The sequence below is a fragment of the Kitasatospora sp. NPDC088346 genome (assembly GCF_044740765.1).
In the GTDB taxonomy this organism is placed as follows: Bacteria; Actinomycetota; Actinomycetes; order Streptomycetales; family Streptomycetaceae; genus Kitasatospora.
Window position 1 is genome coordinate 19,215 of record NZ_JBIURH010000026.1, and the last position, 25,501, is coordinate 44,715.

Here is a 25,501-nt window from a genome sequence, read left to right on the forward strand (position 1 = left end):
TCGTTCGGTGACCGTGACAACCGTTCGGGTGGCTTCAACCGGGACAACCGCTCCGGTGGTTTCAACCGTGACGACCGTCCGGCCCGTTCGTTCGGTGACCGTGACAACCGTTCGGGTGGCTTCAACCGGGACAACCGCTCCGGTGGTTTCAACCGTGACGACCGTCCGGCCCGTTCGTTCGGCGACCGTGACAACCGCGGTGGCGGCACCGGTGGCTTCGGCAACCGTGACCGGGACAACCGCTCCGGTGGTTTCAACCGTGACGACCGTCCGGCCCGTTCGTTCGGTGACCGTGACAACCGCGGTGGCGGCACCGGTGGCTTCGGCAACCGTGACCGTGACGACCGTGGCGGCCGTTCCTTCGGCAACGACCGTCCGGCCCGCTCGTTCGGCGACCGCCCGTCGTTCGGTGACCGTGACCGCGGCGCCGGCAGCAGCCGTCCGTTCGCCCGCCGCGACGACCACCGTTCCGGTGGCCGCCCGCAGGGCTTCAACCGCGACGACCGTCCGGGTGGCCGCTCCTTCGGTGGCGACCGCGACAACCGCTCGGGCGGCTTCAACGGCGGCGACCGCAAGCCGCGTTGGAAGAGCTGACGACTGACGGCGCGACCGCGCCACCGCACTGAGGCCTGGGGCCGATCCACTCCGGTGGGTCGGCCCCAGGCCTTTTGCGTGCCCGCGACCGGCGGGGGACCTGGCTGCGGGCCTGGCCGCGGGCCTCGCATTCTCCGAATGAGAACAACTCGGTGGCGGGCCGCCCCCGCCTCGCGTACGGTCGCCGGTATGAGCAGCAGAATGCATCAGGTGGCGGTCGAGAACGAGGAGATCGCCGAGCGGGGGACCTACCGCACCCGCGCGGGGGCGACGGTCGGGATCGGCGAGCCGCTCGCCCTGGCCCGCGCCGGGACGGTCTCGTACGGGTCCGACGAGCCGCTGCGGGGCGGGGAGCGCGGGCCGCTGCGCGGACCGGTCGAGGTGACCTCCGAGGGCAGCATGCAGGCCGCGCGCCGGCTGACCGAGGGCGGCGGCGAGCACGTCGCGGTGCTGAACTTCGCCTCCGCGCGCAACCCCGGGGGCGGGTACCTGCGCGGGGCCAAGGCCCAGGAGGAGGACCTCTGCCGGTCGGCGCTGCTGTACCGCTGCCTGCTGGAGGCCCCCGACTACTACGAGGCCCACCGGGCCTCCACCGACCTGCGCTACAGCCACCGGGTGATCTGGTCCCCCCGGGTCCCGGTGGTCCGCGACGGGCACGGCGACCTGCTCGCGGAGCCGTACACCGTCTCGTTCCTGACCTCGCCGGCGCCCAACGCGGGCCAGCTGGCGCTGCGTTCGCCCGGGAAGCCGGTCGACGTGCGCGGCGTGCTGGCCGCCCGGGCCGACCGGGTGCTGGCGGTGGCGGCGCAGCACGGGGTGCGGGAGCTGGTGCTGGGGGCCTGGGGGTGCGGGGTGTTCCGCAACGACCCCGCGGTGGTGGCGGAGGCCTTCGAGACCGCGCTGACCGAGCACGGTGCGGCGTTCGACCGGGTGGTCTTCGCGGTCTGGGACCGCGCGCCGGTGTCGGCGAACCGGGCGGCCTTCGAGGACCGCTTCGGGCCGGCCGGCGAACAGGTCGGCTGAGCGGCGGGTCGGCTGAGTGGCGGGTCGGCTGAGCGAACGGGTCGGCTGCGGCGCGCTCGGCCCGGCCCGGCGGTCAGGAGCCGGTGGTGAGCACCGAGGCGGCCACCACGACGCCGGTGACCGTCAGCACGGCCGGCCAGGCGCCGATGCTCCGGGCCAGCGGGTGCGAGCCGCCGAACGCGGCCACGTACAGGCCGGTCAGGGCGGCCGCCGCGGGTGTGCCGGCGGAACGCCGCCAGCGCACCGCCGCGACCGCCCCGGCCGTCGCCAGGACGGCGCCGCCCAGTTCGCGCCGTCCGGTGCCCCGGGCGGTGCCGTAGCCGCCGATCAGGCCGGCCGCCGCGATCGCCGAGGTGGGGATGCCTGCCATGGTGCGCTCCTGGTTCCCGTCCGGTGGTGCCGTCCTGCGAGCCTATGCCCGGTCCGGGGCGGGGCGCCGCCGTGCCCGCGTGCGATGCTCGCGGGATGAGCACTGCCGCCGCCGAAGCCCTTTCCGTCCTGTTGCTGGTCCTGGTGCTGGGCTTCGCGGTGGTCCGGCCCCGGGGGTGGCCGGAGGCGGTGGCGGCGGTGCCCGCGGCGGTGCTGTTGCTGGTGGTCGGCGCGGTGCCACCCGGTGACGCCTGGCAGCAGACCCGTGAGCTGCTGCCGGTGGTCGGGTTCCTCGCCGCGATCCTGGTGCTGGCCCGGCTCTGTGCGGACGAGGGGCTGTTCGAGGCGGCCGGGCGGATGGTGGCCCAGGTCTGCCACGGCCGGCCGGTCCGGCTGCTCGGCGGCGTCTTCGGGGTGGCCGCCGTGATCACCGCCGCGCTCAGCCTGGACGCCACGGTGGTGCTGCTGACGCCGGTGGTGCTGGCCACCTCGTCCCGGCTGGGCGCCCGGCCGAAGCCGCACGCGTACGCCTGTGCGCACCTCGCCAACTCCGCGTCCCTGCTGCTGCCGGTGTCCAACCTGACGAACCTGCTGGCGTTCACCGCGAGCGGGCTGAGCTTCACCCGGTTCGCGGCGTTGATGGCGCTGCCCTGGACGGTGGCGATCGGCCTGGAGTACGTGCTCTTCCGCCGGTTCTTCCGGGCCGATCTGGCGGCCGGCGCGCCGCTGCCGCCGCCGCCCGGGCGGCCGGCGGTGCCGCTGTTCACCCTGGTGGTCCTCGGCCTGACACTGGCGGGGTTCGCGGTCGCCTCGCCGCTCGGGCTGAACCCGGCGTGGGCGGCCCTCGCCGGTGTGGTGGCGATCGGGGCACGGGCGCTGCGGCGGCGCGACACCACCGTCCGGGAGCTGGTGGGGGCGGCCGGGCTGTCGTTCTGCCTGTTCGTGCTGGCGCTGGGCGTGGTGGTGGAGGCGGTGGTGGCCAACGGGCTCGGCGACTGGCTGGGCGAGTGGCTGCCGACCGGTGACGGGCTGCCCGCCCTGCTGGCCGTCGCGGGGGTGGCCGCGCTGCTGGCGAACCTGATCAACAACCTGCCGGCCACCCTGGCGCTGGTCCCGCTGGCGGCGCCGGCCGGCGCGGGGCCGGTGCTGGCCGTCCTGATCGGCGTCAACCTCGGCCCCAACCTGACGTACGTCGGCTCGCTCGCCACGCTGCTGTGGCGCGGCGTGGTCGGCGGGCTCGCCGAGCTGTCGACGTTCACCCGACTCGGGGTGCTGGCCGTCCCGCTGACGGTGGTCGGTTCCACGACGGCGCTGTGGCTCGGGCTGGGCGTCCTGGGATAGCCGGGCCGCCCTCCGATCCGGTTTTCCGCCGGACGGCCCGCGCCGGACGCCTCCCTTGATCCATACTCGCCCCTGTGACCACCGACCTCGAACACCGGGCCGAATCCGATCTCCGGGTCAGCCCGCTGGAGTTGTTCTTCGACCTCGTCTTCGTCTTCACCGTCACCCAGCTCACCGCGAGCCTCGCCCACCACCTCACGGCCGGTGGGCTGGCGAGGGTTCTGGTGATGCTCGCGGTCATCTGGTGGATGTACGACGCGTTCATCTGGCTCACCAACGCGATGCCGCCGACCACCCACCCGCGGCGCGGGCTGCTGCTGACCGGCATGGCGGGCTTCCTGGTGGTCGCGCTGAGCGTCCCGCACGCCTTCGAGGGCAGCGGGGTGGCCTTCGGGCTGGCGTACCTGCTGGTCGTCGCCGTGCACACCGGGATGTTCGCCGGCGCGGACGTGCCGCTGGACTCGGTGCTGCGGATGGGGGCGCTCAACCTGGTCAACGCCGCCCTGGTGGTCACCGGGGGCTACCTGGAGGGCACCGCCCAACTGCTGCTCTGGGGCGCCTCGGTGGGCGTCCAGCTGGCCATCCCGTACCTGGTCGACCTGCCGCGGTTCCAGCTGCGGGCCCCGCACTTCGTCGAGCGGCACGGGCTGGTGATGATCGTCGCCTTCGGGGAGTCGGTGATCGCGATCGGCGTCGGTGCCGGGGACGCCGAGATGTCCGCCCCGCTGGTCGGGGCGGCGGTGCTGTCCCTGGCGGTCTGCGTGGCCCTGTGGTGGGCGTACTTCGGCCGGGACGACGACGAGTACGCGGGCCGCTACCTGGCCGCCCTGCCCGGCGCCCGCCGCAACCAACTGGCCATCCGGGTCTACAACATGGGCCACTACGTGCTGCTGCTCGGCGTGATCCTGCTGGCCACCGGCGCGAAGTCGGCGCTCGCCCACCCCGCGCAGGAGCTCGCCACCGCCCCGGCCACGGCCCTGGCCGGCGGGGCGGCGCTCTTCCTCGTCGCCAACGCCGCGATCCGGCGGACCCTCACGCTGGCCCCGAACACCGTCCGGGTGATCGCCGCCGCCGCGGTGGCGGCGACGATCCCGCTGGGCACGCACGTCTCCGCGCTGGCCCAGGTGGCCGCCGCGGCGGCGGTGCTCGCGGCGGCCGTCGGGTACGAGGAACGGGCGGCCGGGGAGCGGGCCCCGGCCGCTACGCGGTGAGCAGCGCCCGGACGCGGTCCAGCTCGTCGCGGGGCACGCCGTGGGCCGCCAGGTAGTCCTCGATCGAGCCGTGCAACTGGTGGATGCGGTCCAGCGCGGTGTGCAGCCGGTCCGCCACGGCGGGGTGGGCCAGGTGCTGCTCGCCGAACTCGTCGAGGTAGGGGACGGGCCCGGCGTCGAGGCCGAGCCCGGGGTTGGAGCGGAGGTAGTCCGCGGTGATCTCGTCGAGGTCCAGCCCGCCCAGGTGCTGGAGGACGGCCACCGTCAGGCCGGTGCGGTCCTTGCCGACCGCGCAGTGCACCAGCACCGGACCGCCGCCCGAGGCCAGCGCGCGGACGGTGGCGGCGACCGCCGCTCCGCCGACCTCCGCCATCAGCCGGTAGACCGCGAACTGGTCGCTGGGCCACGGGTTCTCGGCATCGAGGCGGTCCGGGAGCAGCGGGACGTGCAGGTACCGGTGGCCGAGGTCGTGGTGCAGGTCCGGGGCGGTCGCGAGCTCCGCGTGGGTGCGCAGGTCGACGACGGTCCGGATGCCGAGCGCCCGCAGCCGCCGGGCACCCTCGGCGGTGAGGCCGGAGAGGGCGGCGGACCGGTAGAGCAGGCCGGGCCGGAGCCGGCCGCAGGAGGCGTCACGGAAGTTCCGTACGTCGGGGATGTCCAGGAGGGCAACGGCAGCGTCGAACCCGTGGTCGGTCATGCCCTCACGCTAGCGCCGGCGGACGGCCTGCCGGGGACTCGTTGCCGACCTGTGCCTCAACGGCCGCCGGCCACGTCCAGGAAGGTGCCGGTGGCGTACGAGGCGGCCGGCGAGAGCAGGAAGAGGATGGCCTCGGCGACCTCCTCGGGCCGCCCGCCGCGCCCCATCGGCAGCTGTGGTGCGACCCGGTCGACCCGGCCCGGTTCCCCGCCCAGGGCGTGGATGTCGGTGTGGATCAGCCCGGGGCGGACGGCGTTGACCCGGATGCCCTCGCCCGCGACCTCCAGGGCCAGGCCCCGGGTCATGCTGTCCAGCGCGCCCTTGGAGGCGGCGTAGTCCACGTACTCGTTCGGCGACCCGAGGCGGGCGGCGGCCGAGGACACGTTGACGATCGCGCCGCCCCGGCCGCCGTGGCGGGTCGACATCCGGCGGACGGCGGCGCCGGCGCACAGGAAGGGCCCGGTGATGTTGGCCGCCCAGATCCGGGCCAGCCGGTCCTCGTCCAGCTCCTCCAGCCGGGCCTGCCGCTCCAGCGTGCCGGCGTTGTTGACCAGCGCGGTGAGCGGGCCCAACTGCTCGTCCACGGCCCGGAACAGCCGCTCGACCCCGGCGGCCCGGCTGACGTCGGCCGCCACGGCGACCGCGGTCCCGCCGTCGGCCCGGATCCCGTCCACCACCGCGCGGGCGGACGCCTCGTCGCTGCGGTAGTTGACGCACACCCGGTACCCGCGCCGGCCGGCGAGCCGGGCGGTGGCGGCGCCGATGCCGCGGCCACCGCCGGTGATCAGGACGGTCTCGGACGGCATGCTGACTCCCTCGCGCTGACGGCCAACCGCCCCCGACCGTAGCCCACATACCGGAATTCCCGGCCGGCCCGGCCGCGCGTCGCCCACGATGGCCGGCATGACCACCGAACCGCCCCCGCCGCGGCCCGCCCCGACCCGGCCGCTCCCGCCGCGGCCCGCCCCGACCGCCGCGCCCCGACCGCCCCGGCTGCGGGCCGCCTCCGCCGAGCCGGCCGACTACCTGGCCGCCGACGAGGTGATCGACCACGGGCACCCGGAGATCCGGGCGCTCGCCGGCCGGCTGCGCCGGGACAACCCGGCGGAGAGCGCCCGGGCCGCCTTCGAGCACGTCCGCGACCGGGTGGCGCACTCCGCCGACCTCGGCCGGTGGAGCGGCGCGTACCGGGCCTCGGACGTCCTCGCCGCCGGGGACGCGATCTGCCACGGCAAGGCCCACCTGCTGACCGCCGTCCTACGGGCCCAGGGCATCCCGGCCGGGCTGTGCTACCAGCGGCTGGACGTGCTGCACGCGATGGTCGCCGCGCACTGGCCGCAGCCGGCGGGCGGCGGCGCGTGGGTGCGGCTGGACCCACGCGGCAACAAGCCGGGCGTGGACGCGCGGTTCGCCACCGACCCGGCCGCGGAGCGCCTCGCCTGGCCGGTCGACCCGGCGCGCGGCGAGTACTGGTACGACACGGTCCACCCCACCACCCCGGACCGGCTGCGCACCGCCCTGGCCGCGGCCGAACCGGGGCGGACCGGCTACGGCTACTACCTGCCGGCCGAGCTGTGACCCGGCCGCCGTCGTGTTCAGGAGCCCGCGGCCGCCCGCATCGCGGCGATCCTCGGCGCGCGGCTCCTCGGTGAGTCCAGGCTGAAGCCGCGGGCGTCGCCGAGCTGGTCCCGGACGAACTCCTCGGTGCGGCGGACGGCCTCCCGGAGCGCGTCGTCGAGCGGCACGAACAGCTGGTGCACGATCTCCCGCCGCTCGGTGTCGTACTCCCAGAACCCGACGATCCGGCCGCGGTCGACCACGACGTGGGTCTGCGGATCCGCCTCGGAACCGAACACCCGGCCCTCCCTGGCCGCGGGGACCGGCCGCCCGGCGTCCGCCGGGTCGAGCAGACGCGACAGGTCGCGGTGCAGCAGGTGGATGCCGTCGATGCCCGCCAGCAGGGCGTACCGGGGCTCGGCCGGCGGCCGGAACCCGGCGAACTCCTCGGCGAGTTCGGCGGGCATCAGCAGATCGGTGCCCGGCACGGCGGTCAGCTCCAGCGGCCCCAGGGCGGCCTTGGCGGTGGCGGCGGTGAAGCCGGAGAACCAGCGGAAGTGCCGGACCGAGGCCGGCGCGGCCCAGGAGAAGTAGCGGTCGGCCAGTTCGGCGGCCGACCCCTTCACCGGCTGGTCCCAGTCGACGTACCCGTAACGCTGCTGGTCCAGACGGCCGTTGGTGGGCACCCGGCGGATCCGGCCGCGCGCCTGGAGCAGGCCGAGCGCCAGCGGGAGGGTGGTCGACAGGCCGCGCTTCTTGCCGGCCTCGCCCAGGCCGCGGACGGCGTCGCCGACCGCCTCCCGGATCGCCGGGGGATCCAGCGGCCGGTCCGGGGACAGCGCGCCGGCGACGGCCAGGCACAGCTTCTCGACCTCGTCCTGCGTCACGCCCAGGTGCCTGGCCGCGGAGGCGATGTCGGCCTCCGGTGCGGCCGCCCCGGCCGCCAGCCCGAGCGCGAAGTCGGCCGCCGGCAGGACGTACGTGCAGCCCCGGGCGGACGGCAGTTCGTGCACCTGCAGCGCCTCCACCGCCGCGTCCACGGCCGCCCGGTCCAGCCCGGCGCGGGCGAACAGTCCCAGGTACGGGGCCGCGCCGCCGACCGAGCGCGCCCAGCCGGTCGCGGCCAGCACCTCGGCGGCGGACGCGCCCTCGTGCGCGCCGTCCAGCCACTGCCGGTGCGCCCACCAGGCGCGGAGCTTCACCGTCAGGGCCGGGTCGGGCCCGGGTTCGAGGTCCGGTCCGGTGTCCGCCGGGGTCCCACTGTTCGCCATGGGGCCAGTATCGGCGGGCGGCCGGGCGGGAGCACGCAGCGACGGGCCGACAATTCGTTCGACCCGGAGCGGCGGTCCGGGGGAAACTGCCGGATGACCGGCGGCCGTTGCGGCCCGCCCGGCCCCGACCGCCGAGGAGGCGACCACCCGTGCACGTCCTGCTCTCCGGCATCGTCGGCTCCACCGCGTACGGGCTCGCGCACGCCGGTTCCGACATCGACCGGCTCGGCCTCTACGCCGTCCCCACGGCCGAACTCCACGGCCTGCACAGCCCCGCCGAGTCGCACGTCACCACCGCACCCGACCGCACCCTGCACGAGGCCGCCAAGTGGTGCCGCCTCGCCCTCGGCTGCAACCCGACCGCCTCCGAACTGGTCTGGCTTCCCGCGGACCTGTACGAGGTGCGGACCGACCTCGGCGAGGAGCTGATCGCCCTGCGGCGCACCTTCCTCAGTGCGAAGGCCGTCCGCAACTCCTATCTCGGCTACGCCGCCCAGCAGTTCAGGAAGCTCGGCAGCCGCGACCGGTCGGATCCGCAGGGCCTGGACCGGGCGGCCAAACACGCCCGGCACCTGGTCCGCCTGGTCGGGCAGGGGCTCGCCCTGCACGAGACCGGCGAGCTGACCGTCCGGCTCGCCGAGCCCGAGCGGGTCCGCGCCCTCGGCGAGCGCTTCGCCCGCACCCCCGACGACGCGGCCGCGCTGCTGGCCGAGGCCGAGGCCCGCTTCGACCGCCCCGGCGTCCTGCCCGACGCCCCCGACCAGACCCCGGTCGAGGCCTGGCTGCGCCAGGTCCGGGCGGTCCACTACACGCCCGCCGGGTGAGCTCCGCCCGGGCCGTGACGCGGCCGGAAATACTGTTGGCCACGACGGCGTGATCACCAGGTAGGATCGGCCCCGCAGGTGCCGTATCCTCGCGGATCGGCGCCGGTCGGCGGGCCGCTAGCTCAATTGGCAGAGCTGCGGACTTTTAATCCGTAGGTTCAGGGTTCGAGCCCCTGGCGCCCCACCGTGAAGGCCCAGGTCAGATCCATCTGACCTGGGCCTTTTCCATTCCCTTACATTTGGCGACCCGGGATTGTGACCGTGTACAGCCATGGGTGTGACCATGATGTGTCCGCCACTGCCTGCCCGCCACATCACTGTCTGACCGGGCGTCAGAAAGCCTCCCGATTCGTGTCGCCAGCTGGGCGTTCGTGCGACGACGTCTCTTGTTGGAGTGCTACAACGGCCCCCGCCCTCCACCGGTAGGGTGGAGGCGTGGACAGCACCGGGGACGGGAACGCGTTGGAGACGCTCGTTGCGCAGAGCGCCGGCGTGCTGCTGACGATGGGCCTGAGCGCCGAGCCCGCTGCTGTGAGACGCGTGGCGGAGGTTCTCGCGAAGAACGTCTCCGAGGGCAGTGGGCTCGACATGGACGACGCCGTCCAGTGCCTGACGCCGGAGGGCGTCGCGGACGCGATTGCCCGCGCTGCGGAAGGCGACGACCAGGCCGTGGCGGTGCGTCCCGTCCGCGCGCGGGACGGCGCCGTCGCCGTTCCGCCGTGGGTCTCGGGCCGGCTCGTCATGGCCTTGGCCAAGATCGCGCAATGGGCCGGCCCCAACGGCGCGACCCGCAGCCAGCACCACGCGTTCGACCTCTCGGTCGAATTGGGCGATGCCTTGCTGCACAGTAAGGATTCCGGTCTCATGGAGATCCACCTCGACCTGCTCGCCGAGGTCCAGAAGTTGGCAGAGCAGGCAGCGGACCGGATCGAATCCGGTAAGTGGTCCCCGTGTCCCTGCGGGCAGCGCCACGACGGGGAGGACGTTCCGCAGGCGTTCGTTGTCGCGTTGCGATCCGACGCCGAACTGGCCGGTCGCCTCCTGTCCAAGGCCGAAGGCGACTGACAGGGACGACCCCGAGCCAAGTCCGGGAAATCCCCTACGGGCTTGTCCCCCAGTCTGGGACAATCCCGTACATGTCGCGCAACACCTCCACATCTGAAGACGACGCGAAGCTCCGGCTGAGCGGTCCCGACCGGGACCGGCTGAAGGCCGTCGTGTTCGACGCCAACGCCTACAGCGCTGCTAAGCCGGACCTCGGCAACCTGGCGCGGATCGCTGAACGGCTCGCGGCGATCGGTAAGGAGACGTGGGTCCCCCTGCCGGTCGCCTGGGAGTGGGCCGAACACCTCGCCACGGACTGGCAGAAGACCAAGTCCGCCGTGCGGGAGGAGCGCCTGAGCCTTCGGCGCGCAGGACTGGAAGCGCCCGAGCCTGCCTACGACAGCCGCGAGGCGGTGATCGACGCGGCCCTCGCGAAGATCGCCTCGACCCCCCATGTGAAGATCATCGAATTGACCGAGTCCAGCGCGATAGAGGCGTTGAAGGACCAGATCCTTCTGCGCCCGCCGGCCAAACGCAAGGGCGAGACCAAGACCGGGGCGGCCGACAGCGCCTGGTTGAGGGCCGTGCTGGAGAAGCTGCCGCCGGAGGAGCTCCTGATCGTCTCCGCTGACCGCGACGTCGCCGCAGCCTTCGTGGCCTGGAACAAGCCCGCGCCGCCGATCCGGACCAGGGAGAAGCTTCGCCAGAGCCTCTTCGGCGTGACGGTCGACGACGATCACGCGCGGCTCTCCGTACTGCGCTACCTGCTCGGCGGACTGCCTGTGGAGAACCTCGGCACCACGAACCTCGACATCGGGCGCACGACGGGGCTGGCCGCAGCGGTCACCCGGAGAATCGAACGCGACGGGCCCGACGTGCAGGTCCTCAGCCCGAGCGTCACCCGCCTGGTCGCACTGGCGGGTCTCTACGACATCGTCCTCGAACGTGACGTATCCACTGAGACACCGGACGGCCACGACCCGGCCGTCGCCGGCCGTCCCGGCGAACTCGGCGTGGCCAAGCACGACATCGTGTACGCCACGGCGATGTTCCTGGCCGAGGGCGAAGCGGCGGTCGCGTGGATGCTCGATGATGAGGAAGCCCAGCCCGAGATCGTCCCGTACGACAACGTCCTGGTCCGGGCGCAGCTTAGCTTCCACTTCACCGATGCCGTGATCACCAAGGTTGCGGCGGAGGCCGACTCCGTCGCGATGCTCGCGGAGCAGGTGTACGGCGATGACGACGACGGTGTGACCGAACTCGCCGAGGCACTCAGCTGCGTTCCGGGCCTCGATCTGGACGAGGACGTTCTGCGCGATCCCTCGACGGACGAGTACGGGGCCATTGCCGGGACCGGCGCCCGGATCGAGGTGAGAACGAAGCGCGACGGAGACACGAGGGTCGACCTGACCTTCCACCAGGGGGACACCTACACCGACGCCTCGGTCGAGTTTACGTACAACCCGGACTCCTGGTGGGGAGGGAGCCGTGACGGTGTCCAGGGTTCGGACGCCTATCAGGTGACCGTGGACGGGCGCGGCCTCTCGCACGCCCACGGCGTCTGGGCCGTCCCGGCGTGGATCATCGGTCAGGTTGACTGGACCGTGTCCGCGGAGGTGGAGTCGGACGAGTAGACCGCCGCGGCCGGTGGGTCGGCGGCCCACCGGTCACCCGTGCGCCCTGGTCAGGCGGCGACCCGGTCCACTCGCGTGACCCTGCACTGGATCGCGCCGCTGACCTCGACGATGTCGGAGACGTCGGTCTTCACGAGCTGCCCGGGCGTGACAGCCGCGGAGGAGACGATGCCCTCCCCGAGCCGGGTGCCGGACGGGTTGGTGAACTCCACGGAGACGAAGTAAGTCGACGCCTTCGAGGTGTTGTTGCGGATCTCCAGGTGCGCGACGGGGAACTTCGCCGCATTGGTCTCGCAGCCTGCCACGGTGACGTCTGCGGCCGGCGGATGGTCGGTGTTGTTGGACCCAGTGAGCGGGCCGGACGCGGACGAGGATGCCGGACTGCTCGGCCCGCTGCCGGACCCGCCGACGGCCACCACGATCGCGACAATCACCCCGACGACCAGCAGGACTCCGAGGCAGCCGCCGACCAGGCAGCCGCGCCCGAACCGGGAGGTCTTCGCCACCGGTGGCGACGGGGGTGGCGCACCGTACCCGTGCTGAGGCCCCCAGCCCGGCTGTTGCGCTGGCGGAACCGGGCCGCCTGGCCCGGGTCGCGGTTGCCCACTGGGGTCCGGATTCGGCTCCTGCTGTGCCATGGCCGCCAGCCCTTCCGTTGGTGGACGATCGACACTACGCGCAGGTGTGCCCAGCAGCCCGCCGGCAAAGTCCGTCCGGGTGACGGCGGGGCCGGACCGTCCTGGGCGACCATGAAGGGGTGAACGTACCCGTGACACCGCCCCCGCCTCCTGGCGGCCGACGTGGCGCACAGCCGATGCCCGCGTGGAGGGCGGTCTGCGTGCAGGTGGACGGCCGGTGGCGTGTCGGTCTCCTCGACGGGTGGGCCCCGGACCCACGGTCGTCATCGGGCTGGGCGGCGGCCGTCACGTGGGGACCCGATCCGCAGCACGACCGGGGGCTTCTGCCCTACGACCCGGTGTCGATCGTCGAGGTGCCGCCTCCCGCTGGGCCGCCCCGCTCGGATGCTGTCGAGACCGGTGCTCCCGGCGCCGAAAGCCTCAGCTCCACGGCGGCCCCATGGCTGCCGGTGTGGATCGGAGTGGCCGGCAGGTGGCACCTCGCCCGCCTCGTCGCCTGGCACCGGCCCGCGGATCCGGGCGCGCGGTGGACGGCGACGGTCCGAGCCTCCGCGGACGAATCCGCGCCCCTGCGGCACATTCTCTTCGATCCCGCTTCCGTCGAGCCCGTGCGGAACCAGCCGCCGACGGCGTAGGAGGGCCGGTGACCTCTTGATCATCACGTCATTGATCGGGAGCTGGGTGTCACGGGCGACCTGATCGGCGACGACGGCCCTGCGCCGGAACTGGAGCGGGCATAGAAGGCATGGACATGATGAAGCGACCCGAGTGGGAGGTGCGGCCGGTGGCAGCGGACCCGATTCGGCCCGCAGGGGATCTCGGCGCGCGCGTCCTGGCGGGCGGACAGCTCGACCTGGCCCTCGCCGTGGGCGCCGGCGAACGGGTCCGCGCCGTCCTGCGCGGCGAGGTCGACCTCTACGACGCCGAGCGGCTGACCGAGTCCCCGGTGACGATCGCCCGCGCCTGCCCCGACGGGGTCGATGTCGATCTTTCGGAGGTGGCGTTCCTCGACTGCGCCGGCCTCTCGGCCCTCCAGGAGGCCCAGGCCGAAGCGACTGCACAAGGCTGGAGCCTGGTCCTGCGGCACCCGAGCCCGGCGGTGGCGCGGCTGACGCGGCTGGTGTGCCTGCCGCCCTTCGACTGACCGCCTCCGGCCCTCGCGCCGGGTCCGGTCACCGCCCGTCCCACCCCGCCCGGGGAGAGTGCCAGGGCCGGCGGGGCCAGCGGATGCTGATAGAGATGGAGGCGTGGAGACGATCGCCCCCATCTTGCCTGTCCTGTTCGTCGGCGGCCTGGTCGCCCTCGTGGTCGTTACCACCCGCTCCCGTCGCCGACGGGAGCGGGTGGCGCTGGCGGCGCAGTGGGATTGGATGCTGCGAGAGCGGGAAGCACGCCGACCGACCGGGGTGCGGATGCTGCAGGTGGAGTCCGTCTACCAGCGCGCGCGCCGCGGATCGAAGGCCCGCGTCCGGTGGTGCGACAGCGGAGCGGTCCAGGACGCCTGGTTCCAGGGCTGGCATGCACCGCCGGGAGCCTTCGTGCTGGCGGTTGGGCAAACGGGGTGGGGGCCGCACAACCAGATCCGCAACGTGTTGTACGTCGGCCCCGGGCAGGTGTACGGGTGGGCCCCGGCGGCGGCCTCCGTGGCCTGGCAGAGGCTCCAGGCCACGGCATAGGCGGTCCCTACGGCGTCGCGGCCGAGCGGGCTGCTGATCGCCGGAGCCGGTGCTCGTCCAGCAGCTGCTGGAACACGGGGCTGCCGGGCCGCGTGAACACGAACTCGACGGCGTGCACGGCCTGCGCGAAGTTCACCGCGGAGACGATACGGCCGTCCACCGGCAGGTAGCCGTGCTGCGATCCCAGTGCGGCAACGTGCCGAGGGCCGAGGGGCATGACGACCACCTCGGCCAGCTCCAGCGGGACGCCCACCCGTTCCGTCAGCTGCCGGCTGCCGACCGTCACGGCCGGTGCGTCGCCGAGGATGAACTCGTGCCGCGGGTCCCGGGGGGTGAGGACCTGCAGGTCGGCGGAGGCCGTGAACCAGGTCGCGTGCTCGAACAGGAGCTGGGCCGCGATCCGGAACAGGATGCCGCTGTCGACCGGGTCCCCGGTGTGCCCGGCCGCCGTGAGCGCAGCGTCCACCTCCACCCGGTGCTCCCGACGAACCGCTCGTGCTGCTCGCGGAGCCGGACGTTGCGCACGAGGTGAAGCGCCACCAGGCGCTTCACGGCGTCTACCAGCTCCGGGTGGTCGAAGAGGGTGCCGCCGGTCACGGCGTCGAGGACCGGGGGGATCAGCTCCTCGACCTGGACCTTCCAGAACCGCTCGATGCCCGCCGAAGCCTTCGGCACCCAGTCCCGCGCGTAGCCGGCCCCGGCGGGTGCGGTCTTCCGCGGGAGGCGGTCCAGGAGGTCGATTCCGAACGGCTGATGGCGCGGGACGCCGTCCGTGTCTGGCGCCGTCCAGGCCTTCTGCAAGGCCGCCGACACCATGTGCTGTTTGTGGACCGGGGCCTCGGTGAGCTCCGGCGCAATCTCGGCGATTCGACGCAGCAGCACCGCAGGCCCGAAGGCCGGGCCAGGCCCCTGGGGGTGTGGGATTCGCGTAGACACGCCTGAATGCTACGCATCGTGAAGTGGCAGGTGCACTCGGTTTCCGGGTGCGGGGGTTGCTTCGGCCTCCGAGGCCTCTCCGCTCCGCGCCGCGGCCTGTCTGCGGGTCAGCTGCCACACCTGCTCCTCGCCCGTCTCGCCGGGGGCGAGGCGTTCGGCCGGTCGGCGTGCGCAGGCGGTGAAGCCTAGCCTTGCCGGTACCGCGCCGCTGGCCCGGTTGGCTGGGTCGTGGACGATCTCGACGATCTCGATCCCGGGGAGGAGGAATGCCTCGCGCACCAGGACGCCGCCCGCGCGGGTAGCCAGTCCGCGGCCGGTTGCGGCCGGGTGGAGCCAGTAGCCGATCCCCATGACCCCCGGCTGATCGCTGCTGCGGAAGAGCTGGCAGGTGCCCGCGATGGCGCCGCCGTCGATGACGATCGCGTAGGTGAACGCCGTGCCCTGGTGCCACCGTTCGCTGCGGTGCAGAAGGAAGTCGCGCGTGGCTTCGAGGCTGTGGTCGGCGATCCACGGCATCCAGGGCCGTAGATGCTCCTGGGCTTCGTCGATGACCCGGAAGAGCTCGGGCAGGTCCGCCTCGCCGTTGAAGCAGCGCAGCGCAGCGACCCGGTCCAGGGTGATCAGTTCGGGGGGAGTGTCCATGCCGGGAGGATCACGCGGCAGTCGCGCGCGGACAACCGGTTTCCGCGTGGCTCTACGGCTGCGGGGGAGGGGTTCCGTCCCGCGTCTCCTCGGGGAGGGTGAGCTGGCGGTGGAGGTCTGCCGGATACAGCGCGTCTCCGGTCGCGATTTCCAGCAGGACGATCGTTCCGAGGTCGGGGAGCACTTCGCCCCGGCGCAGCGCCCCGATGGTCGGGTGGGACAGTCCGGCCCGGCGGGCGAGGGCGCGGTCGGAGAGATTATGGGCGCGCATGGCCGCGTCGAGGTTGCGGGCGAACGCGAGTCCGGCCTGGGCGCTCGGCGGGGCCTCGGAGGTCAGGACCACCTCGGGCCACTTGCCGGAGGCGACGTACCGCGCGGGAGGCTGGTGCAGGGGGCCCCGGGGCATGCACCCCTCCCGTTCCTCTTCCTCCAACGCTGACCCCCTTCATTCTTCCCTGTCGGCTGCGGCGGTGCAGCGCGCCCCACCTGTGGTAAATGTATCTACCAGTCGTGGACGTTTGTTCGGGAGTGGGGGGTGTCGTGGGCGGCCGGACCGGAGCCATGTACGCGGGCATCGACTGGTCGGAGGGCCTCAACGACCTCGCCGTCGTCGACAGCACCGGGGAGGTGGTGGCCAGCGCCCGCATCCCGGAGACCCCCGAGGGTTTGCGCGAGGTCCTGAGCCTGCTGTCCGGGTTGAAGGCCAGCCACCAGCACAGCCGCCGCCACGTCCCGGTCGCGATCGAGACCGGTCGCAGCCTGCTGGTCGCGGGTCTGCGGCAGGCCGGCCAGCCGGTTGTGGTCGTGCATCCGACGGTGGTGGCGGCGTACCGGCAGACGGCCGGGCCGACGCGGAAGAAGTCCGACCGGGAGGACGCTGCCTTGCTGGCCCAGATCCTTCGGACCGACGGGCATCGCCACCAGGAGCAGCCCCAGTCCACGGACGACGCCGAGGCGGTCCGCGCCCTCGCGCGCGCCCAGCTCAAGGCGTCCCGTACCCGCCAGTTCCACCTGCTGCGGCTGCGCTCCCAGCTGCGGCTCGTGCACCCGGCCGCGCTGACGGCCTGGGACCACCTCCCGGGGAAGATCGGCCGTGGAGAGGCCCGCTCGGTGATCGCGGCGGCACCGACCAGCCGTTCGGCCGCCTGCCTGAGCAAACGCCGCCTGTACGACCTGTTGGAGACCGGCGGCCGGACCCGTAACCTCGACGACCACGCCGCGCGACTGTTCACCGAGTTCCGCCGCCCGGTGCTGATGCAGACCCCGCTGCTGGAGGAGGCGCTGGGGCACGAGGTACGGGTCTGCGTCGAATTGCTGGACGTGGCCACCTCGACGGCACAGCGCCTCGCCGCCCTCGCGGTGGAGGCGTTCGACCGCCACCCCCAGGCCGACATCTACCGCTCGTTCCCCGGAGTCGGGGAGCTGACCGGACCCAGGCTCCTCGGCGAGATCGGTGATGCGCCCGCCCGCTTCGCCTCGGCCCGGGGGCTTCGGGGCTACGCCGGGGCAGCGCCGCTGACGTGGACGAGCGGGGGGAGCCGGGTGGTCTTCCACCGCCGCAAGGGTGCCAATAACTTCCTGAAGACCGCCGGCCACTACTGGTCCTTCTCGGCGATCGGCCGCTCGCCCGGTGCCCGCGCGCACTACGACCGGCGCCGCGCGGCCGGCGAGCGGCACACCGCGGCGCTGCGGCACGTCTTCGGCCGGCTGCTGGGCTGCCTGCACCACTGCCTGACGCACGGTGAGACCTACCGCGAGGAGGCCGCCTGGCCGCACACCGGCACCTGATCGCCGCGGCGCCGCCGACGGGCGGCCGAGGGACACGCCTGATGATTCAACCCGGGCCTTCGAGCCCTTCAGCGGGAACGGCACCCTCGGCCGCCTCTCGGCCGAACCACGGCCGGCAGAACGCCCCTGGGAGACACCACGATGGACGAGAGCTACCTGAACGAACTGTGCGGCCACCTGACCGGCTCCGCACCCCTGCACGGCGATTGGATCACCAGCGCCCGATCGTGGGCAGCAGCCCCGGACGGCCGCGTCCGCGGTGCTTGGCTGCGGATCCTCTCCGAGCCGCACCGGCTCTACCGCGCCGCGCTCGACGCCGCCCTGCCGCTGCCCCTGGAGGGCCGAGACAGCGGTGACCCGTGGCTCCACGTGGTCCAGGACAACGCCCTGGCCGCGGTCCTCGCCGTTCACGCGGCGTTCGCCGTCACCGCGCCTCGCAACGAGGCCCACCAGGCGGGAGGGCCGAGCATCGGCAGCGTGCTCGGCGAACAGCACAAGCGTGGCGCGGTCCACGCCGCCTCGCTCGATGCCACTGTCGCGTCCCTGGCGCGCGGAGGCCGCGACGCCCTCATACGGACCGTTTCTTTGGCCGGGCGGGCGCGGGGATCCCGGGTCGACCTGCGGACCGTCGCGGCCCTCGCCTACAGCCGACCCGGCCAGGCCCGTCCCCATCTACTGACCACGAACCCCACCGGCCACTGGCCCAACGCCCTGGCGAGCAGAGACCATTGGAGCCCGCTGGAAGAGATCGTCCGCGACGCGCTCAGTGCTCGACAACGCTGACCGGCGCGAACGGCTGCGCCGACCGAAGAGCCGGCGCTCCGGTGCCAGTCCGTCCCCACGGGCCAGGAGGGTCCGCGTATCGGGGCGGCTTCGAACCTCGGGCGCCCGCCGCCGCACTCGCAGGACACCGCGAGGACCTCGGCCTCCCGCCCGTTGATCTGGAAGCGGAACCTGCGTTGGAGTCGCAAGCGGGTTCGCCGGCCGGGCCGGACCGGTCGGTCGGGTTCACGATCACGGTGCGTGCCCTGCCTCGTGCGGTTCATGGGCCCGGTGTGCCGGGACACGCCACTGCCCCTCCTCCGCCGGGACCGGCGGAGGAGGGGGCGAGGGAGGTCAGGTGCTGGTGTCGGCGAAGCTTGCGAGGGCGGCTGCCGCTGCCTCGGGCGCGTAGGCGGAGGTGCGCCGCCGGGCACGGGGCACGATCGCGACGACGGCCTCGGCCGCCTCGTAGGCGAGCTCGTGCATGACGGTCTGGTAGATGTCGCGGGTAATGGTCGTGCTGGAGTGACCGAGCATCTCAGAGATGATCTTGATGTCCACCTTGGCGGCGAGCGCCAGGGTGGCGGCGACGTGGCGCAGGTCGTGGAGCCGGATCGGAGGCAGGCCCGCCGCCTTGACCAGGGCTTCGAAGAGGTCGGTCAGGCGGCCGGGGTGCAGCCATTCGCCGGTGTCCTCGGTGAAGCACCGGCCGTCGCGGTTGGCCGCCGCGTTGCCGGCTGCGAGCAACTCCTTGGCCTGGCGGCGCTTCTGGTCGCGCAGGACGCTCGACGTCTCGATGTCCAGGGCGACGGTGCGCACGCCCGAGCGGGTCTTCGGGGCGCCCGGAAGGATGTCCCAGCCGTCCTGGCCGAGCTGCTCGGCGACGCTGAACCGCTTCGCGTCCCAGTCGATGTCGGACCAGCGCAGGCCGCACGCCTCGCCGCGCCGCAGGCCGCGGAAGGCGATCACGTGGAACAGCGCGTACAGGCGGTGGTTGATGGAGACCAGGTAGTCCAGGAAGGCCCCGACCTGCTCGGGGGTCCAGACCATGACCGGCGACGGCTTCTCACCGGTGATCTTCCACTGCTCGACGCGTTCGGGGGTCCAGAGCAGCGCCTTGGGGTTCTCGTAGCGCGCCAGTTCCACGAACTCGCAGGGGTTGAACGGCGGGATGACCCTCTGGCCGATCGCGACGTTCAGGGCCGCCCGAAGAGTGGCGAGGATGTTGCGGTGGGTGGGGGGGTTGGTCAGGCGCCGGAACGGCGGCATAGCGGCGATCTGCTCGCGCAGCTCCTTGCGCCGCGCCCGGTTCTCCGCACCCTTGTTGGGGACCGTCGCGAGCAGGTCCAGGGCGGCGCGCCGGGCCTTGTTGGCCGCGTCTAGCTCGATGTTGGACGAGGCGATGGCGTCGAACATCTCGTTGATCTGGTCCACGCGCAGCGCGCGCACGGGCAGGTCGCCCAGATGGGGCTTGAGATGGCAGCGGATGTCGACGTCGTAGCGGTCCGCACCCCGCTTGCGCAGGGACTTTTTCCCCTTGAGCCACTTGTCGAGCCACTCGCCGACCGTAAGGTTCGAGGAGAGGTCCTGCTGGGACTCGTAGCGCTGGCGCAGGTCGTCGTAGTCCGGAAGCGGCTTCTTGCCGGTTGCGCACTTCTCCAGCACTTCGCTGATCGCGGTGCGTGCCGCCACGTTGTCCTCACCCCCGATCGACAGGAGGGCCTTGACCGTGTTCAGGTGCTTGCTCGCCTCGGCACTGTTGGCGAATCCGGACCGGCGGTAGCGACGGCGGCGGTCCAGACCGTCCTCGGTCTTGGCGGGAGCCAGCTCCTGGTCGACGTACCAGTTTCCGTGCCGGCTGTTGCGCATTTTCGGGCACGCGCTGCCCCAGGGCTTGCCGGTCTCTGGGTTGCGGCACCCGCAGCGCCGGTTGACGGAGCCCTTGAGCGGCTTCACGAGGCCGCCCCGGCGGGGTCGACGAAGACGATCTCGGAGGGCAGGGGCGGGGGGAAGGCGCCCAGCTCGCGCAGACGTCGGCGCTCGCTCAGCACGTCCTCGCGGTCGCGCCGGGCCACGTCCTCCAGCTGCTGGGCAGTCTCGCTGGCGCGCTGGTAATCGTCCGGCCCGGCGAGCTGAGCGTCCCGTCGACGCTCCACGGCCTGCCCGGTCGACCACACGGCGGTGCGCACCAGGCGGTCGTGGCGGCGCAGGACGCTGAGGGCGGCGACGGGCCCGTCGCCCTCTGCGGGGGACGGCCACTCGCCGGTGATCCAGGTGAGTGCCTCGGCTGCCGGGACCTCGACGTCGGGTGCGATGTGGATGCTCTCCTGCTGATCGAGCGGGGCGATCAGCAGGACTGGCGGCACCTCCAGTGCCCGGGCGAGGACCAGGAGCTCGGCGAGGTTCAGCGGAGCGTCCCGCTTCCCCGCCTCCAGCCGGGACACGGACGGGCGGCTGATAGGGAAGCCAAGGTCCGTGCACCTTTGGGCGACCGCCCCCGCCGTGAGGCTCAGCTCCGCCCTGCGCTTCCTGATGGCGGCGCCGCTCATGCTCGCCAGTTGCTCAACCCACTCGCTCTGCTCCATAGCTGAGCAGTATTCCATGTCGCCTGCTCACTGGTCGAGCATGTGATACCAATTTTCCAGTCGGGTAACCCGCTCGGCGTATCAGTGACCAGCAGGAGGCCCCCATGGCGTCGAGCACCAGCGACCGGTTCCACCCGGCCATGACCATCGCCGAGCTGATCAACTTGCCCACCTGCGTCACCCTCACAACTGCCAACCGTTCCCTCGGCCTCGGCCGCACGGCCGGGTACGACCTCGCCAAGTCCGGCCAGTACCCGGTGCCGCTCATCCGCGCGGGCAAGGCCTACAGGGTCTCCACCATCGAGCTCGCCAAGGTTCTCGGGCTCACCGTGCCCGACCGGGTCGACGTGCCCGCCAAACTGCGTGCGACTGCGGCCTAGGAGTTGCCGGACCCGGCCAGGCGCTGGCCGGCGATCGCGTCAGGCCGCCTCGGTCGAGGGTGAGGCGGATTCCTCGGAGAGCTGGGCGCGCTCCCCCCACGGAAAGGACCACGCGGCATTAGGCGCGAGCAGTGCCTCCAGATCGGTGGCGCTCGAATCGCGGCGGTGCGGGCACGGCCAGCCGGCGCACGTGCCCACCGGGCGGTACCGGGTCACACCCAGGCACTCGCCGCACGTCATCCACTTCACCCGGGGCTCGGGAGATTCCGACCGCGCCACTCAAACTGCCCTTCCTGTCGCCCCTCCCTCGACGGTAAGGGCACGAAGGTCCGGCCCGGGGTGCTGGGCAGGAGAAGTGGCGACCCTCACGCGCCCAGCAACGGAACGGGCCGCACGGCAGACAAGCCCGGAGGCTCTCCCTGGCCGGCCGCCTCGTGACCCCGGCTTGGGCGCCCCCACCCGTCAGCTGGCGAACTCCACCAGCGGGTCGGTCACGACCTCGCGCCAGCGTTTGCGGTGGCCGCCCGCGTGAAGGCGGAAGTACACGGTCTCCCGCGGCACGTCGCGGGCCGTCCCGAAGTGCCCGCCGATGTTGTGCGCCAGGAGGTAATGCACGAGGACCAGGCTGCCAGGGGCTCCGGTGACCTGCACCGGCTCGCCCAGCTCGACGGGCGGGTAGGGCGCCGCCGTGGCCAGCGCGTCCGCACCTTGCTTACGCAGCCACGCCGCGGTGCGCAGGTGAGTGCCCGGCCACACCCACAGGTTTCCCCGGTCGCGGTCGCGCTGGTCGGTCAGGAGCAGGCCGGCGAGCACGGTGAACGTTCCCGGGCGGCCGTCCTCCTCCGTGGGGGTCAGGCCGTCGATGTGCGGGGCGCCGGGGTGGCGCGGGTGCGGGGGCAGGGTGAGCGCAAGTTGCGCGACCTCCGGCTCCGCCAGCCCGAGGCCCTCCCGCAGAAAGGGACGGATGGTGTCGGCGACGGCGCTGCCGCCGTACAGGGCGCGCAGTTCGGGGTCCTGTGCGAGTACGGGCCACAGGAAGTACGGTCCGGTCTGGCCGTCCTCGGGCGGCTGCTGGTCGACGTACCGGGCGACCAATGTGCGCCAGGCAGCCACCTGGCCGGGCGTGAGGATGTCGGGTACCACGGTGTACCCATTGCCGCGAAATTCGTTGAGGTGATGCGGAGTTGATGTCTCCATCCGTAGATGGAAGCGCGCCGCCGCTGGTGGCGGCAACAGGATTTCCGTAGGCCCGTGCAGGGCCGCGGTCCGTTGTCGAGGCGCGGGTTGCACGGGCCCGCGCGAGGTCGTCGTGCGGGCGGGGCCGCCCACAATCCGCCAACGTCGCTGTCGGGAACCACCAGCGGCACCGTGCTGTGCCCGGTGCCGACCCGCAGGTCGGTCGGTGGTTTGCGGAGCGCGGGGTGTGGCCGGTTCAGGCGCTGCGGTCGTCCTGTTCTTTCGCCTACGTTCGAAGACTGCTCATCGGGGCGTCGGGCCGTTCGCGCGGCTGAGGTCGATGGTCCCGTCGGGCAGGGAAGGGAGGTGACCCCGATGGACGAGGACGACCTGCTGCTGGCGGTCGAGCAGCTCTCCGGAGCGCACGACCGGTACGAGGCGGAGCGCTCGGACGTCACCAGCTCCGGCAACAGTGCTGGTGACGACGGCGAGAACCGCGACCTGAACCTTCCCCGAGGCTAGGAGACCGCATGGAGCACCGGCTCGTCGCAGGCATCGAGAAGGCGCTGGGCTGGGACGGGCCGGGCGCCATCGGGCGCGCGTTCGCCCGCGGGCAGCTCCCGGAGCCGGACCTGGCCGCCCAGCTGATGACGCCGCACCGCCTCCTGGATCTGGTGATGCGAAGGCACCTGGCCAACCCACAGTTGCGCTGCTACGCCGCCGGCGAGGAGCTTCACCCTTCGGAGTACCTGACCGAGGTGGTCAACCGGCGGCGCCAGGCGGTCAAGCAGGCCGACATGGCCTCCCTCGGAAGGGTCCTGTCCGCCGGCGGTTCTCTGGTGCTCGACAGCGTCGACACCTTCGACCCCACCCTGGAGGTGGCCTGCCGGGCGTTGGGGTGGTGGTCGGGCGAACTGGTCTCGGTGAACGCCTACCTGGGCGTGGGCGACACCGCCGGCTTCGGATTGCATTGGGATGATCATGATGTTGTCTGCGTCCAGGTCTCCGGCCAGAAGGCGTGGGAGGTCCGCGGCCCGTCGAGGCCGGTGCCGATGTACCGCGACGCCGAACGCAACCTCACCCCCGCCGAGGATGTCCTGTGGGCCGGCGTGATGAACCCGGGCGACGTGATCCACATCCCCCGCGGTTACTGGCACACCGCCACCCGGGTCGGCTCCGGCGACGACGGGCACACCCTGCACGTCACCTTCGGCCTTACCCGCCGCACCCCGGTCAGCTGGATCGCCGCCCTCGCCGACACCGCGCGCGCCGACCAGCTCATGCGCACCGACCTGGAGACCGCCGACGGCGTGCCCGCAAACGACCTGCTGGTCGCCCGTCTGGCCGAACTCGCCCGCGAGCACGATCCCGCCACCTACCTCGCGGCCACCCGCGCTAACACCCCGCCGGCCCGCCACCTCCCGCACATCCACGCCCTCGGCCCGCTGGAAGCCGTCGCCGCCGTCACCGAGTTCGAACCCGAGATCACCACCACGGCGGCTGGCGTCGTGGTCGTCGCCGGCGGCAAGCGCCTCACCTTCCGGCCCCGCGCCGAACAGCCCCTGCGAACCCTGTTGTCCGGTCACCCGGTCCACCTCGCCCACGGCGGACCCGACCTGGCCGCGCTCGCCGATCATCTCGTGAAGGAGGGCCTGTGCGCCCCGCTGACCGGCGACTCGCCCTCGGGCTATACCGGGCTGGTCCCCGCCGTCACCTACTCGCCGCAGCCCTCGACCTCGGCGTAACCGCCCTCGACACCGCCACCAACTACCAGCACCACCAGGCCCACCGGGTGCTCGCCGACCAGGCCGGGCAGCTCCTGCATCGCTTCGACCTGACCACCAAGATCGGCTACTTCCCCGACGGCCACGACCTCGACCCCGACCGCCTGCGCGCCGCCGCCGACCAGGCCAACCGCGACCTGGGCCGCCCGCCGGACACCCTCCTCCTGCACAACCCCGAGCACGACCCGGCCGGACTCGCCCGCGCCTCCGAGGAACTCGTCCGCCTGCGCGAGCGGGGCCGCATCCGCCGCTGGGGCGTCGCCACCTGGAACCCCGCCCCGCTCCTCGCCCACCTCGACGGCGTACCCCGGCCGGACGTCCTGATGACCCGCGCCGGACTCGCCGTCCCCGCCCACATCCTGGACGCCGGCGACCGGCTCGCCGAACACCTGCGCCCCGAAAACCGCTGGGGCATGGCCCCCTTCGGCGGCAACCCCGCCGACCCCCTCTGGAAGCAGCTCGACACCAGGCCCTTCCTCGCCGGACGGCGCACCGCACCCGCCCTGCAAGCAGCACTCGCCATCGCCTACGGCACACCCGCCGTCGCCCGGATCGCCGCAGGCACCTCCGACCCCGCGCACCTCGCCGAACTCGCCACCGCCACAACCGACATCGAGACCGACCCCGACACCCTTTCCCGCTACCGGACACTGCTGCGCGAAGCCGCTACGGTGCGAGAACACCGCGAGGCAGGAGGGGACAACGCCCGTGCAGCAGAACCTGGATGACCTGTCGACCGTCGACCTGGAGGAGGTCCTGGATGCCACCGAGAGCCGCCTGGGCTGCACCCTCCAGCGGAAGGCCGGCCACTACTCGGCCCACAACGGCTCCGCCGGGTTCCCCACCGCAGCGGGCACCTGGGTCCGGCTGGCCTGGCGACGGCCCGACCGGCTGAACAGCCAGCGCTGGAACGGCTTCGAAGCCGCCGCCGCCCTCGCCGGCGTTCCCCGGCCCGAATGGTTCGCCGCGGCCTCCTGGACCGACACCCGGCACGGTGTGGTCTGGCGCGCCGACGAGATGACGCACATCCCGGCCCGCTCCATCTCCCAACGCGCCGACCTCACCACCGACCCGCACCTGCCCGAGCAGTGGTGGACCGACCTGCGCGCCGCCCTCGACTCGCTCGCCGGCCACACCACCGACCGCCTCTGCATGCCCCAAACCCACCTCACCGCACGCATCCGCGAGATCTACGGCGACACCGTCGACACCACCGTCACCGACTGGGCCTGCGCCCACGGAGACCTCGGCTGGGCGAACCTGTGCGGCCCCGACCTCGCCGTCCTCGACTGGGAGGACTGGGGCAACGCCCCCGTCGGCCTCGACGCAGCCTGCCTCTGGGCGGCCTCCCTCCCCCAGCCCGCCGTCGCCGACAAGGTCCTGGACCTCTTCGCCGACGTCCTCAACACCCGCTCCGGACAGCTGTCCCGCCTCCTGCTGTGCGCCAACACCGCCCGCGCCCACAAGCGAACCGGCACCCCGGGGCCGCTCACCGAAACCATGGCCCGCACCGCCGACGAACTCCTGGCCGAACTCACATGACCGAGCCGCGCGCCCACCTCCTCGCCA

General features: G+C 72.9%; 28 protein-coding genes, 1 tRNA gene and 1 pseudogene. 19 read left to right on the forward strand and 11 right to left on the reverse strand.

What is annotated here, in order from left to right; translation table 11 throughout:
- Positions 1 to 594 (forward strand): annotated as a pseudogene (locus ACIOFR_RS27260) (RNA helicase); the annotation flags it as partial.
- Positions 595 to 783: 189 nt separating this feature from the next.
- Entirely contained in the window at positions 784 to 1,617 is an 834-nt protein-coding gene (locus ACIOFR_RS27265) for a TIGR02452 family protein (RefSeq protein WP_401001706.1), read from the forward strand.
- A 73-nt stretch (positions 1,618 to 1,690) separates the two neighbouring features.
- Here the strand turns inward: ACIOFR_RS27265 and ACIOFR_RS27270 are convergent, their stop codons facing one another.
- Positions 1,691 to 1,987 (reverse strand): hypothetical protein, encoded by a 297-nt coding sequence (locus ACIOFR_RS27270; RefSeq protein WP_401001708.1) that lies wholly within the window; start codon positions 1,985 to 1,987, stop codon positions 1,691 to 1,693.
- Positions 1,988 to 2,082: 95 nt separating this feature from the next.
- Here ACIOFR_RS27270 and ACIOFR_RS27275 point away from each other — a divergent pair, with 95 nt between their 5' ends.
- On the forward strand, positions 2,083 to 3,327 hold the full coding sequence (locus ACIOFR_RS27275; protein WP_401001709.1) for an SLC13 family permease: 1,245 nt from the start codon (positions 2,083 to 2,085) through the stop codon (positions 3,325 to 3,327).
- Positions 3,328 to 3,401: 74 nt separating this feature from the next.
- A complete protein-coding gene (locus tag ACIOFR_RS27280; protein WP_401001710.1) occupies positions 3,402 to 4,538 on the forward strand; it encodes a low temperature requirement protein A in 1,137 nt (378 codons plus the stop codon).
- Here ACIOFR_RS27280 and ACIOFR_RS27285 read toward each other — a convergent pair.
- The gene (locus ACIOFR_RS27285) at positions 4,528 to 5,235 is read right to left on the reverse strand and encodes a tyrosine-protein phosphatase (protein ID WP_401001711.1); all 708 of its coding nucleotides are present in this window, start codon (positions 5,233 to 5,235) and stop codon (positions 4,528 to 4,530) included. The two genes, ACIOFR_RS27280 and ACIOFR_RS27285, sit on opposite strands and share 11 nt — an antisense overlap.
- Before the next feature lie 56 nt (positions 5,236 to 5,291).
- Positions 5,292 to 6,041 (reverse strand): SDR family oxidoreductase, encoded by a 750-nt coding sequence (locus ACIOFR_RS27290; RefSeq protein ID WP_401001712.1) that lies wholly within the window; start codon positions 6,039 to 6,041, stop codon positions 5,292 to 5,294.
- Positions 6,042 to 6,138: 97 nt separating this feature from the next.
- On the opposite strand from ACIOFR_RS27290, the gene ACIOFR_RS27295 reads away from it, so the two are divergent.
- Positions 6,139 to 6,813 (forward strand): transglutaminase family protein, encoded by a 675-nt coding sequence (locus tag ACIOFR_RS27295; protein ID WP_401001713.1) that lies wholly within the window; start codon positions 6,139 to 6,141, stop codon positions 6,811 to 6,813.
- A gap of 17 nt (positions 6,814 to 6,830) precedes the next feature.
- On the opposite strand, the gene ACIOFR_RS27300 is transcribed toward ACIOFR_RS27295, so the two are convergent.
- Complete coding sequence (locus ACIOFR_RS27300; protein WP_401001715.1) at positions 6,831 to 8,063, reverse strand: DNA glycosylase AlkZ-like family protein; 1,233 nt, start codon at positions 8,061 to 8,063, stop codon at positions 6,831 to 6,833.
- A gap of 149 nt (positions 8,064 to 8,212) precedes the next feature.
- Between ACIOFR_RS27300 and ACIOFR_RS27305 the strand changes: the two genes are divergently transcribed.
- The 4 genes from ACIOFR_RS27305 (at position 8,213) to ACIOFR_RS27320 (ending at position 11,565) form a co-directional block, all read left to right on the forward strand.
- A complete protein-coding gene (locus ACIOFR_RS27305) occupies positions 8,213 to 8,887 on the forward strand; it encodes a DNA polymerase beta superfamily protein (RefSeq protein ID WP_401001716.1) in 675 nt (224 codons plus the stop codon).
- 111 nt (positions 8,888 to 8,998) lie between these two features.
- Positions 8,999 to 9,071, forward strand: a tRNA-Lys gene (locus tag ACIOFR_RS27310).
- A 251-nt stretch (positions 9,072 to 9,322) separates the two neighbouring features.
- Positions 9,323 to 9,952 carry a hypothetical protein gene (locus tag ACIOFR_RS27315; RefSeq protein WP_401001718.1) on the forward strand — a complete coding sequence of 210 codons (630 nt, stop codon included), beginning with the start codon at positions 9,323 to 9,325 and terminating at the stop codon, positions 9,950 to 9,952.
- 71 nt (positions 9,953 to 10,023) lie between these two features.
- Positions 10,024 to 11,565, forward strand: a complete 1,542-nt coding sequence (locus tag ACIOFR_RS27320; protein ID WP_401001719.1) for a hypothetical protein — start codon at positions 10,024 to 10,026, stop codon at positions 11,563 to 11,565.
- Between the two features lie 50 nt (positions 11,566 to 11,615).
- Here ACIOFR_RS27320 and ACIOFR_RS27325 read toward each other — a convergent pair whose 3' ends face one another.
- Positions 11,616 to 12,071: a hypothetical protein gene (locus tag ACIOFR_RS27325; protein WP_401001720.1), complete on the reverse strand. Its 456-nt coding sequence runs from the start codon at positions 12,069 to 12,071 to the stop codon at positions 11,616 to 11,618.
- 883 nt (positions 12,072 to 12,954) lie between these two features.
- Here ACIOFR_RS27325 and ACIOFR_RS27330 point away from each other — a divergent pair.
- Positions 12,955 to 13,347 carry an STAS domain-containing protein gene (locus ACIOFR_RS27330; RefSeq protein ID WP_401001722.1) on the forward strand — a complete coding sequence of 131 codons (393 nt, stop codon included), beginning with the start codon at positions 12,955 to 12,957 and terminating at the stop codon, positions 13,345 to 13,347.
- 103 nt (positions 13,348 to 13,450) lie between these two features.
- A complete protein-coding gene (locus ACIOFR_RS27335) occupies positions 13,451 to 13,879 on the forward strand; it encodes a hypothetical protein (protein ID WP_401001724.1) in 429 nt (142 codons plus the stop codon).
- Between the two features lie 7 nt (positions 13,880 to 13,886).
- Here ACIOFR_RS27335 and ACIOFR_RS27340 read toward each other — a convergent pair whose 3' ends face one another.
- Positions 13,887 to 14,351 carry a DUF4238 domain-containing protein gene (locus tag ACIOFR_RS27340; protein ID WP_401001726.1) on the reverse strand — a complete coding sequence of 155 codons (465 nt, stop codon included), beginning with the start codon at positions 14,349 to 14,351 and terminating at the stop codon, positions 13,887 to 13,889.
- 23 nt (positions 14,352 to 14,374) lie between these two features.
- Here ACIOFR_RS27340 and ACIOFR_RS27345 point away from each other — a divergent pair, with 23 nt between their 5' ends.
- Positions 14,375 to 14,821: a hypothetical protein gene (locus ACIOFR_RS27345; RefSeq protein ID WP_401001728.1), complete on the forward strand. Its 447-nt coding sequence runs from the start codon at positions 14,375 to 14,377 to the stop codon at positions 14,819 to 14,821.
- Positions 14,822 to 14,824: 3 nt separating this feature from the next.
- Here ACIOFR_RS27345 and ACIOFR_RS27350 read toward each other — a convergent pair whose 3' ends face one another.
- Both ACIOFR_RS27350 and ACIOFR_RS27355 read right to left on the reverse strand, forming a co-directional pair.
- Positions 14,825 to 15,457, reverse strand: coding sequence for a GNAT family N-acetyltransferase (locus ACIOFR_RS27350; RefSeq protein WP_401001729.1), 633 nt, complete (start codon positions 15,455 to 15,457; stop codon positions 14,825 to 14,827).
- Between the two features lie 52 nt (positions 15,458 to 15,509).
- Entirely contained in the window at positions 15,510 to 15,863 is a 354-nt protein-coding gene (locus ACIOFR_RS27355; RefSeq protein WP_401001730.1) for a helix-turn-helix domain-containing protein, read from the reverse strand.
- Positions 15,864 to 15,997: 134 nt separating this feature from the next.
- Here ACIOFR_RS27355 and ACIOFR_RS27360 point away from each other — a divergent pair, with 134 nt between their 5' ends.
- Both ACIOFR_RS27360 and ACIOFR_RS27365 read left to right on the forward strand, forming a co-directional pair.
- On the forward strand, positions 15,998 to 17,245 hold the full coding sequence (locus ACIOFR_RS27360; protein ID WP_401001731.1) for an IS110 family transposase: 1,248 nt from the start codon (positions 15,998 to 16,000) through the stop codon (positions 17,243 to 17,245).
- Positions 17,246 to 17,386: 141 nt separating this feature from the next.
- Positions 17,387 to 18,028: a hypothetical protein gene (locus ACIOFR_RS27365; protein ID WP_401001733.1), complete on the forward strand. Its 642-nt coding sequence runs from the start codon at positions 17,387 to 17,389 to the stop codon at positions 18,026 to 18,028.
- A 333-nt stretch (positions 18,029 to 18,361) separates the two neighbouring features.
- On the opposite strand, the gene ACIOFR_RS27370 is transcribed toward ACIOFR_RS27365, so the two are convergent.
- Both ACIOFR_RS27370 and ACIOFR_RS27375 read right to left on the reverse strand, forming a co-directional pair.
- Positions 18,362 to 19,876, reverse strand: a complete 1,515-nt coding sequence (locus tag ACIOFR_RS27370) for a tyrosine-type recombinase/integrase (protein ID WP_401001734.1) — start codon at positions 19,874 to 19,876, stop codon at positions 18,362 to 18,364.
- Between the two features lie 83 nt (positions 19,877 to 19,959).
- Positions 19,960 to 20,592 carry a helix-turn-helix domain-containing protein gene (locus ACIOFR_RS27375; RefSeq protein ID WP_401001736.1) on the reverse strand — a complete coding sequence of 211 codons (633 nt, stop codon included), beginning with the start codon at positions 20,590 to 20,592 and terminating at the stop codon, positions 19,960 to 19,962.
- Positions 20,593 to 20,696: 104 nt separating this feature from the next.
- Between ACIOFR_RS27375 and ACIOFR_RS27380 the strand changes: the two genes are divergently transcribed.
- Positions 20,697 to 20,972: an integrase gene (locus ACIOFR_RS27380; protein ID WP_401001737.1), complete on the forward strand. Its 276-nt coding sequence runs from the start codon at positions 20,697 to 20,699 to the stop codon at positions 20,970 to 20,972.
- Positions 20,973 to 21,434: 462 nt separating this feature from the next.
- Here ACIOFR_RS27380 and ACIOFR_RS27385 read toward each other — a convergent pair whose 3' ends face one another.
- On the reverse strand, positions 21,435 to 22,169 hold the full coding sequence (locus ACIOFR_RS27385; RefSeq protein ID WP_401001738.1) for a phytanoyl-CoA dioxygenase family protein: 735 nt from the start codon (positions 22,167 to 22,169) through the stop codon (positions 21,435 to 21,437).
- Positions 22,170 to 22,523: 354 nt separating this feature from the next.
- Between ACIOFR_RS27385 and ACIOFR_RS27390 the strand changes: the two genes are divergently transcribed.
- Genes ACIOFR_RS27390 through ACIOFR_RS27405 form a run of 4 tightly spaced genes read left to right on the forward strand, consistent with a single transcriptional unit; the run spans position 22,524 to position 25,474 of the window.
- Positions 22,524 to 22,670 carry a hypothetical protein gene (locus ACIOFR_RS27390; RefSeq protein ID WP_401001740.1) on the forward strand — a complete coding sequence of 49 codons (147 nt, stop codon included), beginning with the start codon at positions 22,524 to 22,526 and terminating at the stop codon, positions 22,668 to 22,670.
- A gap of 8 nt (positions 22,671 to 22,678) precedes the next feature.
- On the forward strand, positions 22,679 to 23,893 hold the full coding sequence (locus ACIOFR_RS27395) for a JmjC domain-containing protein (protein ID WP_401001741.1): 1,215 nt from the start codon (positions 22,679 to 22,681) through the stop codon (positions 23,891 to 23,893).
- Complete coding sequence (locus ACIOFR_RS27400; protein WP_401001743.1) at positions 23,803 to 24,660, forward strand: aldo/keto reductase; 858 nt, start codon at positions 23,803 to 23,805, stop codon at positions 24,658 to 24,660. Before ACIOFR_RS27395 ends, ACIOFR_RS27400 begins: the two co-directional genes overlap by 91 nt.
- Entirely contained in the window at positions 24,641 to 25,474 is an 834-nt protein-coding gene (locus ACIOFR_RS27405) for an aminoglycoside phosphotransferase (RefSeq protein WP_401001744.1), read from the forward strand. The genes ACIOFR_RS27400 and ACIOFR_RS27405 overlap by 20 nt, the downstream gene beginning before the upstream one ends.
- Positions 25,475 to 25,501: the final 27 nt, after the last annotated feature.